Annotated in this window: 17 protein-coding genes and 2 tRNA genes; 5 read left to right on the top strand and 14 right to left on the bottom strand. The window is 58.9% G+C overall.

Going from position 1 to position 16,225, the window contains the following annotated elements:
* Nucleotides 1-7: 7 nt before the first annotated feature.
* The 10 genes from nusA to rlmE form a co-directional block, all read right to left on the bottom strand.
* Nucleotides 8-1,510: a transcription termination factor NusA gene (gene nusA / locus AB5Y94_RS01385; protein ID WP_368204543.1), complete on the bottom strand. Its 1,503-nt coding sequence runs from the start codon at nt 1,508-1,510 to the stop codon at nt 8-10.
* 14 nt (nt 1,511-1,524) lie between these two features.
* Nucleotides 1,525-1,983 (bottom strand): ribosome maturation factor RimP, encoded by a 459-nt coding sequence (gene rimP / locus AB5Y94_RS01380; RefSeq protein WP_005298148.1) that lies wholly within the window; start codon nt 1,981-1,983, stop codon nt 1,525-1,527.
* A 166-nt stretch (nt 1,984-2,149) separates the two neighbouring features.
* Nucleotides 2,150-2,226 (bottom strand) — tRNA-Met (locus AB5Y94_RS01375).
* A 92-nt stretch (nt 2,227-2,318) separates the two neighbouring features.
* Nucleotides 2,319-2,403 (bottom strand) — tRNA-Leu (locus AB5Y94_RS01370).
* A gap of 7 nt (nt 2,404-2,410) precedes the next feature.
* The gene (secG, locus tag AB5Y94_RS01365; RefSeq protein WP_010633113.1) at nt 2,411-2,737 is read right to left on the bottom strand and encodes a preprotein translocase subunit SecG; all 327 of its coding nucleotides are present in this window, start codon (nt 2,735-2,737) and stop codon (nt 2,411-2,413) included.
* Nucleotides 2,738-3,502, bottom strand: a complete 765-nt coding sequence (gene tpiA, locus AB5Y94_RS01360) for a triose-phosphate isomerase (RefSeq protein ID WP_368204542.1) — start codon at nt 3,500-3,502, stop codon at nt 2,738-2,740.
* Between the two features lie 131 nt (nt 3,503-3,633).
* A complete protein-coding gene (gene glmM / locus AB5Y94_RS01355; protein ID WP_206220593.1) occupies nt 3,634-4,968 on the bottom strand; it encodes a phosphoglucosamine mutase in 1,335 nt (444 codons plus the stop codon).
* Nucleotides 4,969-4,985: 17 nt separating this feature from the next.
* Nucleotides 4,986-5,831, bottom strand: coding sequence for a dihydropteroate synthase (gene folP / locus AB5Y94_RS01350; RefSeq protein ID WP_017765154.1), 846 nt, complete (start codon nt 5,829-5,831; stop codon nt 4,986-4,988).
* A 62-nt stretch (nt 5,832-5,893) separates the two neighbouring features.
* Complete coding sequence (ftsH, locus tag AB5Y94_RS01345) at nt 5,894-7,843, bottom strand: ATP-dependent zinc metalloprotease FtsH (protein ID WP_017765155.1); 1,950 nt, start codon at nt 7,841-7,843, stop codon at nt 5,894-5,896.
* 45 nt (nt 7,844-7,888) lie between these two features.
* Entirely contained in the window at nt 7,889-8,518 is a 630-nt protein-coding gene (gene rlmE, locus AB5Y94_RS01340) for a 23S rRNA (uridine(2552)-2'-O)-methyltransferase RlmE (protein ID WP_005298136.1), read from the bottom strand.
* Between the two features lie 97 nt (nt 8,519-8,615).
* Between rlmE and yhbY the strand changes: the two genes are divergently transcribed.
* Together yhbY and AB5Y94_RS01330 are read left to right on the top strand one after the other, a co-directional pair.
* Entirely contained in the window at nt 8,616-8,912 is a 297-nt protein-coding gene (gene yhbY / locus AB5Y94_RS01335) for a ribosome assembly RNA-binding protein YhbY (protein WP_005298134.1), read from the top strand.
* Nucleotides 8,913-9,017: 105 nt separating this feature from the next.
* Nucleotides 9,018-9,611, top strand: a complete 594-nt coding sequence (locus tag AB5Y94_RS01330) for a PilZ domain-containing protein (protein ID WP_368204540.1) — start codon at nt 9,018-9,020, stop codon at nt 9,609-9,611.
* 47 nt (nt 9,612-9,658) lie between these two features.
* Here AB5Y94_RS01330 and greA read toward each other — a convergent pair whose 3' ends face one another.
* The 3 genes from greA to pomA all read right to left on the bottom strand — a co-directional run bounded on the left by greA (nt 9,659) and on the right by pomA (nt 11,953).
* A complete protein-coding gene (greA, locus tag AB5Y94_RS01325; protein ID WP_005298120.1) occupies nt 9,659-10,135 on the bottom strand; it encodes a transcription elongation factor GreA in 477 nt (158 codons plus the stop codon).
* A gap of 154 nt (nt 10,136-10,289) precedes the next feature.
* Nucleotides 10,290-11,186 carry a flagellar motor protein MotB gene (locus AB5Y94_RS01320; RefSeq protein WP_368204539.1) on the bottom strand — a complete coding sequence of 299 codons (897 nt, stop codon included), beginning with the start codon at nt 11,184-11,186 and terminating at the stop codon, nt 10,290-10,292.
* Nucleotides 11,187-11,194: 8 nt separating this feature from the next.
* The gene (gene pomA / locus AB5Y94_RS01315; RefSeq protein ID WP_005298116.1) at nt 11,195-11,953 is read right to left on the bottom strand and encodes a flagellar motor protein PomA; all 759 of its coding nucleotides are present in this window, start codon (nt 11,951-11,953) and stop codon (nt 11,195-11,197) included.
* Nucleotides 11,954-12,172: 219 nt separating this feature from the next.
* On the opposite strand from pomA, the gene xseB reads away from it, so the two are divergent.
* From xseB to dxs, 3 genes are read left to right on the top strand one after another with little or no spacing between them, the layout of a single operon-like run.
* A complete protein-coding gene (gene xseB / locus AB5Y94_RS01310; RefSeq protein ID WP_279462158.1) occupies nt 12,173-12,424 on the top strand; it encodes an exodeoxyribonuclease VII small subunit in 252 nt (83 codons plus the stop codon).
* Entirely contained in the window at nt 12,425-13,315 is an 891-nt protein-coding gene (gene ispA / locus AB5Y94_RS01305) for a (2E,6E)-farnesyl diphosphate synthase (RefSeq protein WP_368204537.1), read from the top strand.
* Between the two features lie 21 nt (nt 13,316-13,336).
* Nucleotides 13,337-15,202, top strand: a complete 1,866-nt coding sequence (dxs, locus tag AB5Y94_RS01300; protein ID WP_368204536.1) for a 1-deoxy-D-xylulose-5-phosphate synthase — start codon at nt 13,337-13,339, stop codon at nt 15,200-15,202.
* Nucleotides 15,203-15,280: 78 nt separating this feature from the next.
* Here the strand turns inward: dxs and AB5Y94_RS01295 are convergent, their stop codons facing one another.
* Entirely contained in the window at nt 15,281-16,222 is a 942-nt protein-coding gene (locus AB5Y94_RS01295) for an ABC transporter permease (protein WP_005298107.1), read from the bottom strand.
* Nucleotides 16,223-16,225 lie beyond the last annotated feature (3 nt).

Raw genomic sequence — 16,225 nt, 5'->3', positions numbered from 1 at the left:
TTTGATCTTAACTAGACTGCTCTTCTCCGAACCAACAGATATTGCGAGCAGCCATAATCAGCTCACCGGCCTTCTCGGCGGTCAGCCCTTCGATATCAGCAAGGTCATCGATGCCTTGCTCTGCCAAATCTTCCAGGGTACCGATGCCGCGAGCGGCCAGGGCGTACGCCATTTCACGGCCGAGGCCGTTCAGATTGAGCAGTTCTTCGGAAGGTTCAACACCTTCAAAGGATTCTTCTTTGGCCAGCGCCTTGGTGGTCAGGGCGTCTTTGGCACGCTTGCGCAGCTCTTCGACCATGTCTTCATCCAGACCGTCGATGGACAGCAGCTCGTTGACCGGTACGAAGGCGATCTCTTCCAGGGTGGAGAAGCCCTCTTCCATCAGCAGGCCGGCGAAATCGTCATCGATGTCGAGGGTGCTGGTGAACAGGTTCATGATGCGGTCGTTTTCGGCTTGGTGCTTGGCACGCATGTCCTCGACGGTCATCACGTTCAGTTCCCAACCGGTCAGCTGGGAGGCCAGACGCACGTTCTGACCGTTGCGGCCGATGGCCTGAGCCAGGTTGGCGGCTTCCACGGCGATGTCCATGGTGTGGTTGTCTTCATCGACGATGATGGAGGCCACATCAGCCGGCGCCATGGCGTTGATCACGTACTGGGCCGGGTTGTCATCGTACAGCACGATGTCGGCGCGCTCGCCGCTCAGCTCGGCGGAGACCGCCTGAACGCGGGCACCACGCATGCCGATACAGGCACCGATCGGGTCGATGCGGCGATCGTTGGTCTTGACCGCGATCTTGGCGCGGGAACCCGGATCACGGGCGGCGCCCATGATTTCGATCATCTCTTCGCCGATTTCCGGCACTTCGATGCGGAACAGCTCTTTCAGGAAGTCCGGGCTGGAGCGGCTGACGAACAGCTGGGAACCACGGGCTTCCGGACGCACAGCGTAGAGCAGACCACGGATGCGGTCGCCCGGGCGGAAGGTCTCGCGCGGCAGCATGTCGTCGCGGAAGATCACGGCCTCGGCGTTGCTGCCCAGATCCAAGATCACGTTGTCGCGGTTGCTCTTCTTGACCACGCCACTGATGATGGTGCCTTCTTTGTCCTTGAACTGGTCAACGACTTGTGAACGCTCGGCTTCGCGCACTTTCTGCACGATGACCTGCTTGGCGGTCTGGGTGGTGATGCGGTCGAAGGTGACGGAGTCGATCTGATCTTCAACATATTCACCGATCTGGATATCCGGCTGCTCGATCTGCGCCGCTTCCAGGGTGATCTCGGCGTAGGGGTTCTCCATGGCGGCCTGATCCGCGATGACGACCCAGCGGCGATAGGTGTCGTAGTCGCCGGTCTTGCGATCGATCTCTACCCGAACTTCGATCTCGCCTTCATATTTTTTCTTGGTCGCCGTCGCCAGTGCGGTTTCCAGAGCCTGGAAAATCTTCTCGCGGGGAACCGCCTTCTCGTTGGACACTGCGTCAACGACCAGCAAAATCTCTTTATTCATATCCGATAGCCTCGTTAACCAAAGTTCGGCACTATGTTCGCTTTTTGGATATTGGTGAAAGCCAACACTTCGTCCTTACCATCTACCGTCAGAGTGATCATGTCGCCCTGCACGGCTTTGATTACGCCTTTGAACTTGCGGCGGTTGTTTGTTGCCATCCGAAGCGAAACCGCCGCCTCTTGGCCAACGTATTTTTCGAACTGGGCAACCTTGAACAGGGGGCGATCCAGACCCGGGGAGGACACCTCGAGGTAGTACTCCTCGGTGATGGGATCCTCGACGTCCATGATGGCGCCAACCTGATGGCTGACTTCTGCACAGTTCTCGACGCTCACGCCATGCTCGCCGTCGATGTAGACGCGCAAGGTGGAGTGTTTACCCGCACGGATAAACTCGATACCCCACAGTTCAAAACCCAAGGCAACGACAGGAGCCTCGAGCAGATCGGTCAAACGTTGTTCCAACGTAGCCAAAGTCACCCTCCGAAAAACAAAAAAAGGGCATAAAGCCCAGATAGAAATAGATTCAGAGTAAATTGCACATAACAAAAAGCCCCGATCTCAAATCGGGGCTTGGCGCTTTACCCTGATTGTCGCCTCGCAGCGACCGCCTTCCTGAGCGTAGGAAATGCGTGAAATTTGGTTGCGGGGGCCGGATTTGAACCGACGACCTTCGGGTTATGAGCCCGACGAGCTACCATGCTGCTCCACCCCGCGTCCGAAATCGTGCGAGATTATAACCACTTCACTCTCGTCACACAAGACTGACTGGCTATAACACACCTGGTCACCCAGGCTTACTGCTTAATTGGTGCCGTGGGCGGGACTCGAACCCGCACACCCTAGAGCACTACCCCCTCAAGATAGCGTGTCTACCAATTCCACCACCACGGCAAAACTCTTACTCGGGAACGTCAGTGTCTTTCTTTACTGGCGCTTTGCTCTGCTCAACCTGTTGGGTCTGTTGCAGATTTTCCCATTCACTACCCTGTTTGACCTTGTTGCTGGACATAGAGCCAAGCACCAGGCTAATCAAGAAGAACAGAGTAGCCAAAATCGCTGTTGTGCGGGTCAGGAAACTGCCTGAACCACCGGAGCCGAATACGGTATTCGATGCCCCTGCGCCGAAGGAGGCGCCCATGTCAGCCCCTTTACCTTGCTGAATCATCACCAGACCAATCAGAGCCAGTGATACCAGCAGATAAACGACCAAAAGAATCTCGTACATTTAACTTGCACCCTTTGCCGCTTCAACAATTCCTAAAAACGTCTGGTCATCGAGACTTGCTCCACCAATCAGGCCGCCGTCAACGTCGGGCTGGGTAAACAACTCTCTCGCATTGGCCGGTGTCACGCTCCCACCATAGATGATTCTGACTTTCTCACCTATGACCGGAGTATCCTCCGCCAAGCGACCACGTATAAAGGAATGAACCTCTTGTGCCTGCTCGGGTGTGGCGCATTTACCTGTACCTACAGCCCAAATCGGCTCGTAGGCGATGATAGCATTATCGAAAGCCATCGCGCCATTTTTCTCTATGACGATATCCAGCTCTTCGGCAATCACCTCGAAGGTTCTTCTTGCCTGCCTTGCCGCACCCGACTCGCCCAAACAGAGGATTGGAACAAGTCCTGCCGACCTGGCTGCCGCAAACTTCTCTGCGACGATAAAACTGGTCTCACCAAAGAGACGCCTGCGCTCGGAGTGCCCTACCAATACGTAGCGACACCCTGCCTCGACCAGCATCTGACACGAGACTTCACCCGTGTAAGCGCCCTGCCTGTGCTGGCTCACATTCTGAGCCCCCAACTTCATCACCCTCTGCTCACCGAGCAGAGCGGCCGTGAAGTCGAGATGCACATGGGATGGACACAAGACCACGTCTACCTGCTCACCAATACCTTTCAGGCATTGACCGGCAAACTGCTCTAACTGCGACCTACTACCGTGTAACTTCCAGTTGGCTGCTACAAACGGCTTGCGATGTCCCATCGGCAACTCCCTTGCGAAAGCGGGGCTGATAATATCCAGAGGATTGTCAGCTGACAAGCGCTATTTTTAAATTTTTGAATCGCTTGAACAAGATACAACCAGGACGGCTAAAAAGTCGCCCCATTTGTTCATTAAAACGCCGATTCAACCTGTTGTGCAATGCGTTGTGCCATATCGCGCACCTGTTGCTCGTGCTCCCCCTCCACCATCACGCGGATCAGGGGTTCAGTGCCGGACTTGCGCAGCAGCACACGGCCACGACCGGCCAGCTCCTGTTCCACCCTGGCCACTTCCTGCTGTACGGCGTCAGCCGCCAGCGGATCCTTGCCTTCGGCAAAGCGCACGTTGACCAGCACCTGCGGGAACTTGTTCATGCCGGAACGCAGCTTGGCCAGCGGCATCTCCGCGGTACAGATGGCGGTCAGCACCTGCAGAGCGGCGACGATGCCATCCCCGGTGGTGGTCTGATCCAGGCAGATGATGTGACCGGAGTTCTCGCCACCGATGCGCCAGCCCTTCTCGTTCATCATCTCCAGCACATAGCGGTCACCCACCTTGGCGCGGGCGAACGGAATGCCCAGGGTCTGCAACGCCAGCTCCAGCCCCATGTTGGCCATCAGAGTGCCGACAACACCGCCCTTGAGGCGACCGTTACGCAGGGCATCGCGGGCGATGATGTAGAGGATCTCGTCACCGTCGATGATATAGCCGGTGCTGTCCACCATCACCAGGCGATCGCCATCACCGTCGAAGGCGACACCGAGATCAGCCTTGCACTCCAGCACCTTGGCCGCCAGCGCCTCCGGGGCGGTGGAGCCGACGCCATCGTTGATGTTGAGACCATCCGGGCTGCAACCAATGGCGATCACCTCGGCTCCCAGCTCGCGGAATACGGAAGGAGCGATGTGATAGGTGGCGCCATGACCGCAATCCACCACCATCTTAAGACCTTCCAAGCTCAGGTTGCTCGGGAAGGTGCTCTTGCAGAACTCGATGTAACGACCGGCGGCATCGTCGATACGCAGCGCCTTGCCAAGCTCGGCGGACTCCACGCACTTCAGTTCGTGATCCAGCTCGGCTTCGATGGCCAGCTCGACCTCGTCAGGCAGCTTGGTGCCGTCGGCGGAGAAAAACTTGATGCCGTTGTCGTAATAGGGGTTATGGGAAGCACTGATGACGATGCCTGCCTCGGCACGGAAGGTGCGGGTCAGGTAGGCAACGGCCGGGGTGGGCATGGGGCCCATCAGAATGGCCTTGAGACCGGCGGCGGAAAGACCCGCTTCCAGCGCCGACTCCAGCATGTAGCCGGAGATGCGGGTATCCTTGCCGATCAGGACCTTGCGGGTACCCTTCTTGGAGAGCACCTTGCCCGCGGCCCAGCCCAGTTTCATTACGAAATCGGGAGTGATCGGGTATTCACCCACCTTACCGCGTACACCGTCGGTGCCAAAATACTTTCTTGCCATTGTCTGTTCTCGTTTTTTTATTTGGATATGAAATCTTGTCCCGTCATGACCATCCAGCCGGTGCGCAGAGCATCCATGGTCGCTCGCACGTCGTGCACCCGGATGATCCGGGCACCACGCTGCATCCCGATAAGGGCACAGGCCAGGCTGCCGGCCAGCCGTTCATCAACCGGGCGACCGAGCAGGTTGCCTATCATAGACTTTCGCGACATCCCGACCAAGAGCGGAAGCTGGTAATCGAGCAATGACTCCTGCTGTGCCAGCAACTGATAGTTGTGCGCAAGGGTCTTGCCAAAACCATAGCCAGGGTCCAGCAGCAGCTGTTCACGAGCGATGCCGGCCGTCAAACAGGCGGCGATCCGCTCGTCAAAAAAGGCTCTCACCTCCCCCAACAGATCGTCGTAATGGGGCTCGGCCTGCATGGTTCTCGGTTGCCCCTGCATGTGCATCAGACACACGGGGACGTCGGCAGCGGCGGCCGCAGCCAGTGCACCAGGTTCGAGCAGGGCTCGTACGTCGTTGATAAGATGGGCCCCCGCCGCGCAGCCCTCCCGCATGACCGCCGCCTTGGATGTGTCGAGGGAGATCATCACGTCGAGCTCACGCACCATGCGCTCCACCACGGGAAGGACCCTGTCCAGCTCCTCCTGCTCGCTCACGTCGGGCGCACCGGGACGGGTCGATTCGCCACCGATGTCGATGAGGGTTGCCCCCTCCGCCACCATCTGGCGCGCATGGGTCATCGCCCGCTCCAGCTGGTTGAAATGACCGCCGTCGGAGAAGGAGTCCGGTGTCACATTGAGGATCCCCATGACGTGGGGACGTTCGAGGGAGAGGCTGAGCCCCTTGCTGATTAGCTGCATCTTCACTTCCATGGACATAAAGAAAAACCCCGGGGCCAGCCCGGGGTTTGTATCATCACGACTTATTTGGCAGGCAGGTCGTTGGCCTTGTCGATATCGACATCGGCAACCTGTTCCGCCTCGGTCACGGTCGGCTTGGGCTCGGGTGCCACAGTAGCACCACCCTGCGGGGTATCGCCGTGCTCGTCATGCCAGTTGCTGGGAGCACGCACTTCGCGACGAGCCATCAGATCATCGATCTGCTTGGCATCGATGGTTTCGTACTTCATCAGCGCATCTTTCATGCTGTGCAGCACGTCCATGTTATCTAGCAGGATCTGCTTGGCACGGTCGTAGTTGCGGTCGATCACCTGCTTGACCTCGGCATCGATAATGCGGGCGGTGTCATCGGACATGTGCTTGGCCTTGGCCATGCTGCGGCCGAGGAACACCTCGCCATCTTCTTCCGCGTAGAGCATGGGACCGAGACGCTCGGACATACCCCACTGGGTCACCATCTTGCGGGCGATGTCGGTGGCACGCTCGATGTCGTTGGATGCACCGGTCGATACCTTCTCGGCACCGTAAATCAGCTCTTCCGCCAGACGGCCACCGTACAGGCTGGAGATCATGGACTCCAGATGTTGCTTGGAGTGGCTCCAGCGATCCTGTTCCGGCAGGTACATGGTCACACCCAGCGCACGGCCGCGCGGAATGATGGAGACCTTGTAGACAGGGTCATGATCCGGTACCACACGACCAATGATGGCGTGACCCGCTTCATGATAAGCCGTCATCTCCTTCTCGGACTCTTTCATCACCATGGAGCGACGCTCTGCGCCCATCATGATCTTGTCCTTCGCCTTCTCGAACTCGGCCATGGACACCACGCGGCGGCTCTCGCGCGCGGAGAACAGAGCGGCTTCGTTGACCAGGTTGGCCAGATCAGCGCCGGAGAAACCAGGAGTACCGCGGGCAATCAGCGCCGGGTTGACGTCATCCGCCAGCGGCACCTTGCGCATATGCACCTTGAGGATCTGCTCGCGGCCACGCACATCCGGCAGACCGACCACGACCTGACGGTCGAAACGGCCCGGACGCAGCAGTGCCGGATCCAGTACGTCAGGACGGTTGGTAGCGGCGATGACGATGATGCCTTCATTGCCCTCAAAGCCGTCCATCTCGACCAGCATCTGGTTCAAGGTCTGCTCGCGTTCATCGTGACCACCGCCCAGACCGGCGCCACGCTGGCGACCGACGGCGTCAATCTCATCGATGAAGATGATGCAGGGGGAGGATTTCTTGGCCTGCTCGAACATGTCGCGTACCCGGGAAGCACCCACACCCACGAACATCTCGACGAAATCGGAACCCGAAATGGTGAAGAAAGGCACCTTGGCCTCACCCGCAATGGCCTTGGCCAGCAGGGTCTTACCGGTACCGGGAGGACCTACCAGCAGTACGCCAGTCGGGATCTTGCCGCCCAGTTTCTGGAATTTGCTCGGGTCGCGCAGATAGTCGACCAGCTCCTTGACCTCTTCCTTGGCCTCATCGCAACCTGCTACGTCGGCGAAGGTGGTCTTGATCTGATCCTCACTCATCAGGCGAGCCTTGCTCTTGCCAAACGACATGGCACCTTTGCCACCGCCGCCCTGCATCTGACGCATGAAGAAGACCCAGACACCGATCAGCAGCAGCATCGGGAACCAAGAGATAAAGATGGAGGTGATCAGAGACGGCTCTTCCGGCTTCTCGCCCATCACTTTGACATTGTGATTGAGCATGTCGTTGAGCAGCTGGGGATCCGGCGCCGGGATGATGGTGGTGAAGCGTTCACCGGTGCGCTTGACGCCATTAATGACCTTGCCATCCATCCGTACTTCACGGATCTGCTCTTGGGTCACTTCTTTAACGAAGCTGGAATAGTCCAGCTGGCGACTGGTGGTATCGCTGGGGCTGAAGCTATTGAACACCGACATCAACACGACGGCGATGACCAGCCACAGGATTAGGTTTTTCGCCATGTCACTCAAATCAGTAACCTCGCAGACTGACAGTTAACGATGAAGGTTAGGGTACTACAGTTTAAAACCGGTAGCCACAATGTAGACTTCTCGTGAACGGGCACGAGACGAGTCTGGTTTACGAATCTTGACAGCAGAGAAAAGCTTACGGATTTCATTGAGATAGATGTCAAACCCCTCCCCCTGGAATACCTTGACCACGAAACTGCCGTTGGAACGCAGGACCTGATTGCACATGTCCAGCGCCAGTTCGACCAGATACATGGAACGGGCCTGATCCACCTGCTGGGTACCGCTCATGTTGGGTGCCATGTCGGACATGACAACGTCAACCTTGTCCGGACCGACCCGCTCAAGCAGGGCACCCAGTACAGTTTCCTCCCGAAAGTCCCCCTGCAGGAAATCGACACCGGCGATGGAATCCATCGGCAGAATATCGCAGGCGATCACCCGCCCCTTGTCACCGACCTGATCGATGGCAAACTGGGACCATCCACCGGGGGCCGCCCCCAGGTCCACCACCGTCATGCCGGGCTTGAGCAGTTTGTCCTTGCCCTGGATCTCGTCGATCTTGAACACGGCACGGGAACGCAGCCCCAACTTCTGGGCTTTCTTGACGTATTGATCGTCAAAATGCTCTTTTAACCAGCGGGTTGAACTGGGGGAATGTTTTTTCTGGGTCATGATTGTCGACTTTAAAAAACCACAAGGGTTATTAGTATTAAGGGCTAAGTGGGGGTAGAATACGCCCCTTTCAACCCTGACTTATGAAGAAATTGCCATGATTCTCAACAATAAACAGAAACAGTACCTCAAGGGCCTTGCCCACAGTCTGAAGCCGGTCGTCCTGCTGGGACAACACGGTCTGACCGAAGGTGTGCTGGCCGAGATCGATCTGGCGCTCAACCACCACGAGCTGATCAAGGTTAAGGTTGCGTCTGAAGATCGTGAGATGAAACAGCTGGTTATGGATGCCATCGTCCGTGAAACCGGCGCGGTGAAAGTACAGAGCATCGGCCACGTGCTGACCATCTACCGTCAGGCCAACGAGCCGAAAATCCAACTGCCCCGCAAGTAACAGGAAAGAGCATCGCTCTTTCCTCTCATTTTCTCTCTTCCCAAGTCGCTTGCCAAAGTAGTCGCCAGGCCCTTAACCTGCGATGAATACTCGTGGAAACCCGCTATGGATCACCATCAGATTCTCACCGAAGATGAACTGGCCATGCTACGGGACTTGGGAAACGATCAGGAGACGGCCGCCGGACAACCCCTGAGCGGTTATCTCGCCACTCCCCTGCTTGGCCTGTTGCAACGCGCCGACCAGCTGGTGCTGGAAGCCCGCTTCGCCGGACACCAGCTCCGTTTCCCACTGCGTTTTACTCAGGGCGATGACGGCTTCGTCGAACCACGCATCGCCGCCCCCGTCATCAAGGAGCTGGGTTACCCCCATCTGCGCACCTGGCGGCTGGATGAACAGGCCCGTTTCCAGATGGGGCAAGAGGACTACCTAGTGCACAGCCTGTCGCTGGACGGGCTGGTGGTGGAAGGCTTGCCGGCCGAGCTGGCCATGGATACCACGCTGGCAGGCACCCTGCTGATCGAAGGTCTCCCTCCTCTGCCCCTCAGCGCAGAGCCGGTCAGGCGGATCCACCGTCGCAACGGCATACAGGGCTGGGCACTGCACTTCCAGATGGCCAGAGAAGACCTTGAACAGCTGCGCGGCTGGATGTTTCAGCGCCATCAGGACGCCTTCACCCAGGCTTATCAACCCCGCTGAATACAAACAGGGGAGCCGGGCTCCCCTGTTGCTGCCTGAACGCTACCTCAGAGGTAGGCGACTTCCAGGATCTCGTACTCCACGTCGCCGGACGGTGTCTTGACGATGGCGACATCGTCCACTTCCTTGCCGATCAGGGCGCGGGCTATGGGCGAATTCACGGAGATCATGTTCTGCTTGATGTCCGCCTCATCGTCACCCACGATGCGGTAGACCACCTCTTCTTCCGTCTCGCTCTTGAGCAGCGTCACGGTCGCCCCGAAGATGATACGACCATTGTTGGTCATCTTGGTGACGTCGATCACCTGAGCATTGGAGAGCTTGCTCTCAATTTCCTGGATACGGCCTTCACAGAAGCCTTGCTGCTCGCGGGCAGCATGATATTCGGCGTTTTCTTTCAGATCACCATGTTCACGGGCATCTGCAATCGCTTCGATAATCTGCGGACGAAGCTCGGTCTTGAGATATTCGAGCTCTTCACGCAGCTTTTCAGCGCCGCGAACAGTCATCGGAGTATGATTCATAGTCGAAACCTGGGTTGCTTGAAAAGAGAAGCTGCGGCTATCAGAGAGAGCCGCAGCTGTCGGTTCGGATGAGGCATCTTAATATGAAGCCGGCACAAAATCCATGTCGGTCCCTGCGAGGCAGATCGCGCTTTGGCATCACAATTGTCTATGACTATTTCTGCTCCTGGGCGCTGATCGGCGCAGATACCGTCGGTTTGCCCTGCATGATGGAGATCTCCACCCGCCGGTTCATGCGCCGGTTCTCCAGTGTCGTGTTGGGCACCAGCGGCTGAGTATCCGCCATGCCCTGCACCACCAGCCGGCTGCCATCAAAACCGGGCACCTTGATCATCTGGTGAGCCACCGCCACCGCCCGCTGGGAGGAGAGTTCCCAGTTGGACTGGAACAGCTCATCCTCAGTGGCCACGTTGTCGGTATGACCGGAGATGGTTATCTCGCCGGGGACATCCTTGAGCAAGGCGGCAACCTTGCGCACCACCGGCCAGAACTGGGGCTGCAGGAAGGCGGAACCCGCCGGGAAGGCGGCTTTCTCGCGGATCCGGATGATGATCTGCTGGCCCAGCGCCTCAATCTCGATCGCCCCATCCTGGATCTGCGCCTTCATCTGATCCGCCAGCGCCTTGGCCAGCGCATTGGACTGCTCCTGCTGCTGTTTCTGCGCCTCCTGCTGGGTATCGCCCCCCACCAGCTTGTCTTCGCTCTTGTCATGACCGCCAGCCTTGTCGGCATCACCGGGCTGGAATTCCAGCTCGGTCTGGGTCATGTCGATAGTCTGCTGCATGATGGTATCGATGGGTGTTGGTTCCGGGCGACCCGGTCTGAACTCCTGGGCAATGACGGAGGTTCCCTTGGGGATGTCCTTCACCTCGAGAATGTTCTGCACCCCGAACGCCTTCTCCATGGAGCCGGCAATCTGCTTGAACTTCTGCACATCCATCTCGGCAAACGAGAGCAGCAGCACGAAGAAGCACATCAAGAGCGACATCAGATCGGCGAAAGTCCCCATGTAACCGGGCAGCCCGGGGGGTGGACATTTGCAATCAGACATACATCCCCCTATTCATCGCCATTGTTGCGTTTCGACTGGTTGAGGTAGTTCTGCAACATGGACTGGATCACCCGCGGATTCTGGCCATCCTGGATGCCCATGATGGCGTCCAGCACCAGGCAGCGACTCAGCTTCTCCTCACCGCTGCGCAGCTCCAGCTTGTCGGCGATGGGGATGGCAAGCATGTTGGCCTCGATGGCGCCGTACAGAGTGGTGAGCAATGCTACCGCCATGGCCGGGCCGATGGATTTGGGATCGCTCATGTTGGCCAGCATGGCCACCAGCCCGACCAGGGTACCTATCATCCCCATGGCCGGCCCCAGATCCCCCAGCGACCGAAACACCTTGATGGCGATGACATGGCGCTCTGCGGTGAGCTCTATGTCTTTTTCCATCACGGCACGGATGACGTCGGCGTCGTGACCGTCCACCAGCATGTCGATGCCCTTTTTCATGAAGGGGTTGGGCACCTCGGCCGCTTCCAGTGCCAGAAAACCGCCCTTGCGAGCCGCATCGGCCAGCTCGACCGCCTTGACGATCAGATCGTCGAGCTTGTCTCCCTTGTACATGAATGCCTTGCCGGCCACCTTGAACGCCATCAGGAACTGGCCGATGTTGAACTTCATCATGGCGATAAAGATGGAGCCTAACACCGTGATGCAGATTGAAGGAACGTCAATGTACATCCCCACAGGGCCACCCAGCAGCATGCCATAGATGACCACCCCAAATCCCAGCACTATGCCAATCAGACTACCTAGATCCACATCCCTACTCCTGTCAGCTGAAATTTGTTGTATCTGTAGTTTGTTGAATTTTCTGCTATTGGCTCACCAGCGGCAAGGGCCGCTACCATTTTCCCCTTTGGAAGATGGCTTATTATCGGCCACTTTTCCGAGAGTTTAAGCCGATGGCATTTTTCTGCCTCCCCCCTGCCCGCCGTCGATGTTAAGATAAGCCGTTTTTTTCAATCCCCGAGGATGGACATGGCCAGTAAAAAAATCGACCGCCTGAGTTTTGATGCCACTCTGGAAGAGCTGGAAACCATAGTTCATCAACTGGAACAGGGCTCCCTGCCGCTGGAAGAGGCCCTCAAGCAGTTCGAACAGGGCATTCACCTGGTGCGTGCCGGCCAGCAGAAGCTGGAGCAGGCCGAGCAGAAGATCCAGATCCTGCTGACTCAGGCCGATGGCAGAGAACACGCAGTTCCCTTCCAGCCAGAGCAAGGAGAGGAGTGAGTGACGCTGGACGATTTTTCCCGCCTGCACCGGCAACGTATTGACGACTGTCTCTCTGCACAACTTGAATCCTTGTCGCCCATGGCCCCCCGCCTGCGCGATGCCATGCGCTATGGCCTGCTGCTGGGTGGCAAGCGGGTGCGCCCCTTTCTGGTCTACGCCGTCGGCGAGATGCTGGGTGTAAAGCGCGAGCTGCTGGACGGCCCCGCTGCCGCGGTGGAGTGCATCCACGCCTACTCCCTGCTGCACGACGATCTGCCCGCCATGGATGACGACGATCTGCGTCGCGGTCAGCCAACGGTGCACAAGGCGTTTGATGAAGGCACCGCCATTTTGGCCGGTGACGCCCTGCAGACCCTGGCCTTCTCCATTCTGGCTGATCACCCGATGCCGGATTCACTGCTGGCCAACCGGGTCCAGATGCTGAGCCGGCTGGCCCACGCCTCGGGTTATCTCGGCATGTGTGGCGGCCAGGCGCTGGATCTGCAGGCGGAAGGGCGTCAGATCACCCTGGCCGAGCTGGAACAGGTACACCGCCACAAGACCGGGGCCCTCATCGAGTGCGCCGTGGCGCTCGGTGCCCTGTGCAAGGCCGATGTGGATGAAACTACCCTGAGCGCGCTGCAAAGCTATGCCGCCGCCATCGGTCTCGCCTTCCAGGTGCAGGATGACATCCTCGACATCACAGGCGATACCGCCACCCTCGGCAAGCGGCAAGGTTCCGATCTGGCGCTGGAAAAGAGTACCTATCCGGCGCTGCTGGGGCTCGACAATGCCCGTGAGCTGGCTCGCGAACTGCATGGTAAAGCCTTAACAGCCTTGCAATCTTTGCCCTACAATACCGACATTCTGGAAGCGTTTGCCGATTACATCATCGAGCGAACCCACTAAACGCTGGATAACAGTAACAATATGAGCGTTGATATAAGCAATTTCCCCAACCTGGCCCTCGCGGATACGCCGGTCGAGTTGCGATCCCTGCCCTTCGAGCGACTGCCTGTGCTGTGCAACGAACTGCGTGAATATCTGCTGCGTTCGGTGAGTCGCTCCAGTGGTCATCTTGCCTCCGGGCTCGGCACCGTCGAACTGACGGTGGCGCTGCACTACGTCTACAACACCCCGTTCGATCGACTGGTGTGGGACGTGGGCCACCAGGCTTATCCCCACAAGATCCTGACCGGTCGCCGCGATCGGATGCAGAGCATCCGCCAGAAAGACGGTTTGCACCCCTTTCCCTGGCGCGGCGAGAGCGAGTATGACGTGCTCTCCGTCGGTCACTCCAGCACCTCCATCGGTGCGGCGCTCGGCATGGCCGTGGCGGCCGAGAGCGAAGGGCTGGGGCGCAAGGTGGTGGCGGTGATCGGCGATGGCGCCATCACCGCCGGCATGGCGTTCGAGGCGCTCAATCACGCCGGCGATGTTCACAAGGACATGCTGGTGGTGCTCAACGACAACGAGATGTCCATCTCCGAGAATGTCGGGGCACTGAACAACCACCTGGCCCGCATCATGTCCGGCAAGCTCTACACCACCATCCGCGAGGGTGGCAAGAAGGTGCTGGCCGGCCTGCCGCCGGTCAAGGAGCTGGCCAAGCGGGCCGAGGAACACCTCAAGGGAATGGTGGTGCCCGGCACCCTGTTCGAGGAGTTCGGCTTCAACTACATAGGTCCCATCGACGGCCACGACATCGAGGCTCTGGTCGAGACCCTGCGCAACATGCGCAATCTCAAGGGGCCGCAGCTGCTGCACGTCAAGACCAAGAAGGGCAAGGGCTACGAGCCCGCAGAGAAGGATCCCATCGGTTATCACGGCGTGCCCAAATTCAATCCGGACGAGTGCACCCTGCCCAAGTCGAGCGGCGGCAAGCCGAGCTTCTCCGCCATCTTCGGCCAGTGGCTGTGCGACATGGCAGCCAAGGATGAGCGGCTGGTCGGCATCACCCCGGCCATGCGCGAAGGCTCCGGCCTGGTGAAGTTCAGCCAGCAGTATCCGGATCGCTACTTCGACGTGGCCATCGCCGAGCAGCACGCGGTCACCTTCGCCGCCGGTCTCGCCATCGCCGACCAGAAGCCGGTGGTCGCCATCTACTCGAGCTTCCTGCAGCGCGCCTACGACCAGCTGATCCACGACGTGGCGCTGCAAGAGCTGCCGGTGCTGTTCGCCATCGACCGGGCCGGTCTGGTGGGGGCCGACGGCCCGACCCATCAGGGGGCGTTCGATATCAGCTTCCTGCGCACCGTGCCCAACATGGTGATCATGACCCCGTCCGACGAGAACGAGTGCCGTCAGATGCTCTACACCGGCTATCAGTGCAACGGGCCGGCGGCGGTACGCTACCCCCGCGGCAGCGGCACCGGCATCCAGGTGGAGAGCGAGATGCAGGCGCTGGCGCTCGGCAAGGGCCGCATTGTCCGTCAGGGCAAAGGCACCGCCATCCTGGCGTTTGGCACCCTGCTGCAACAGGCCAAAGCGGCAGCCGAGACGCTCGATGCCACCCTGGTGGACATGCGTTTCGTCAAACCGATGGACGAGGCGCTGGTGCTCTCCCTGGCCGCGACCCACGATCAGTTCGTCACCCTCGAGGACAACGCCATCATGGGTGGCGCGGGCTCTGCGGTGAACGAGCTGCTGATGCGCAGCAAACAGTGCAAGCCGGTGCTCAACCTCGGCCTGCCGGATCGCTTCGTGGAGCAGGGTACCCAGGAGGAGATCTACGCACTGCTGGGGCTCGATGGCGCCGGCATCCAGCGCAGCATCGAGCAGTGGCTGCAGGCTTGATCCCTCAGCACACACAGCAAAAGGGCGCCGTTATGGCGCCCTTTTTGTTTGTCTGTCTCGTTTTTGTATCTGTGACCATCAGCCCTTGTAGAGCTTGGGATTGAACACATCCCGCAGCCAGTCACCCAACAGGTTGATGACCAGCACCAGCACCACCAGGCAGATGCCCGGGAAGGCGGTGATCCACCAGGAGCCGGAGAAGATGTAGTTGAAGCCCACGCTGATGAGCGAGCCCAGCGATGGCTGATCCACCGGCATCCCCAATCCCAGGAAGGAGAGGGCCGCCTCGCTCATGATGGCGTTGGCCACCTGCACCGTGGAGATGACCAGGATCGGCGACAGGCAGTTGGGCAGAATGTGGCGGAACATGATGCGCGGGGCACGAAAGCCCATCACCTTGGCCGCTTCCACATACTCCTTTTTCTTCTCCGCCAGTACCGAGGCGCGCACGGTACGGGCGTACTGCGGCCACTCGGCGATGCCGATGATCACCACCAGCATCAGGATGGCGAACTTCGAGTAGAACTCGGAGCCAAAGGTGGCCTGGAAGATGGCGGAGATGATGATCGCCACCATCATGGTGGAAAACGACAGCTGAACGTCGGCAAAGCGCATCAGCAGGCTGTCGATGCGGCCACCGAAGTAGCCGGCCAGCAGGCCGATGACGATGCCCAGCACCAGCTGCAGCCCCACCGCGAACAGACCTATGGTGAGCGAGATGCGGGCGCCATAGAGGATGGTGCTCCAGATGTCGCGACCCTGGTTGTCGGTACCGAGCCAGAAGCGCTCCTCGCCCCCTGCCAGCCAGGAGGGCGGCAGTTCGGCATCCATCAGATCGAAGCTGGTCTGGTCATAGACGTTGTACGGGGCGAGCCAGGGCGCCAGCATGGCGGCCAGCACGAACACCACGAACACCGCAAAGCTGAACATGGCTACCTTGTCCCGCAGGAAGTAGTAGACGATGTCGGAATTTTTGAATCGTGCCCAACGGCTTGGGCTTGCAGTTACAGCATTAGTCATCTG

This window comes from Aeromonas sp. s5 (assembly GCF_040907865.1).
Lineage (GTDB): Bacteria > Pseudomonadota > Gammaproteobacteria > Enterobacterales > Aeromonadaceae > Aeromonas > Aeromonas dhakensis.
This window is presented reverse-complemented; position numbering and strand designations above follow the sequence as displayed.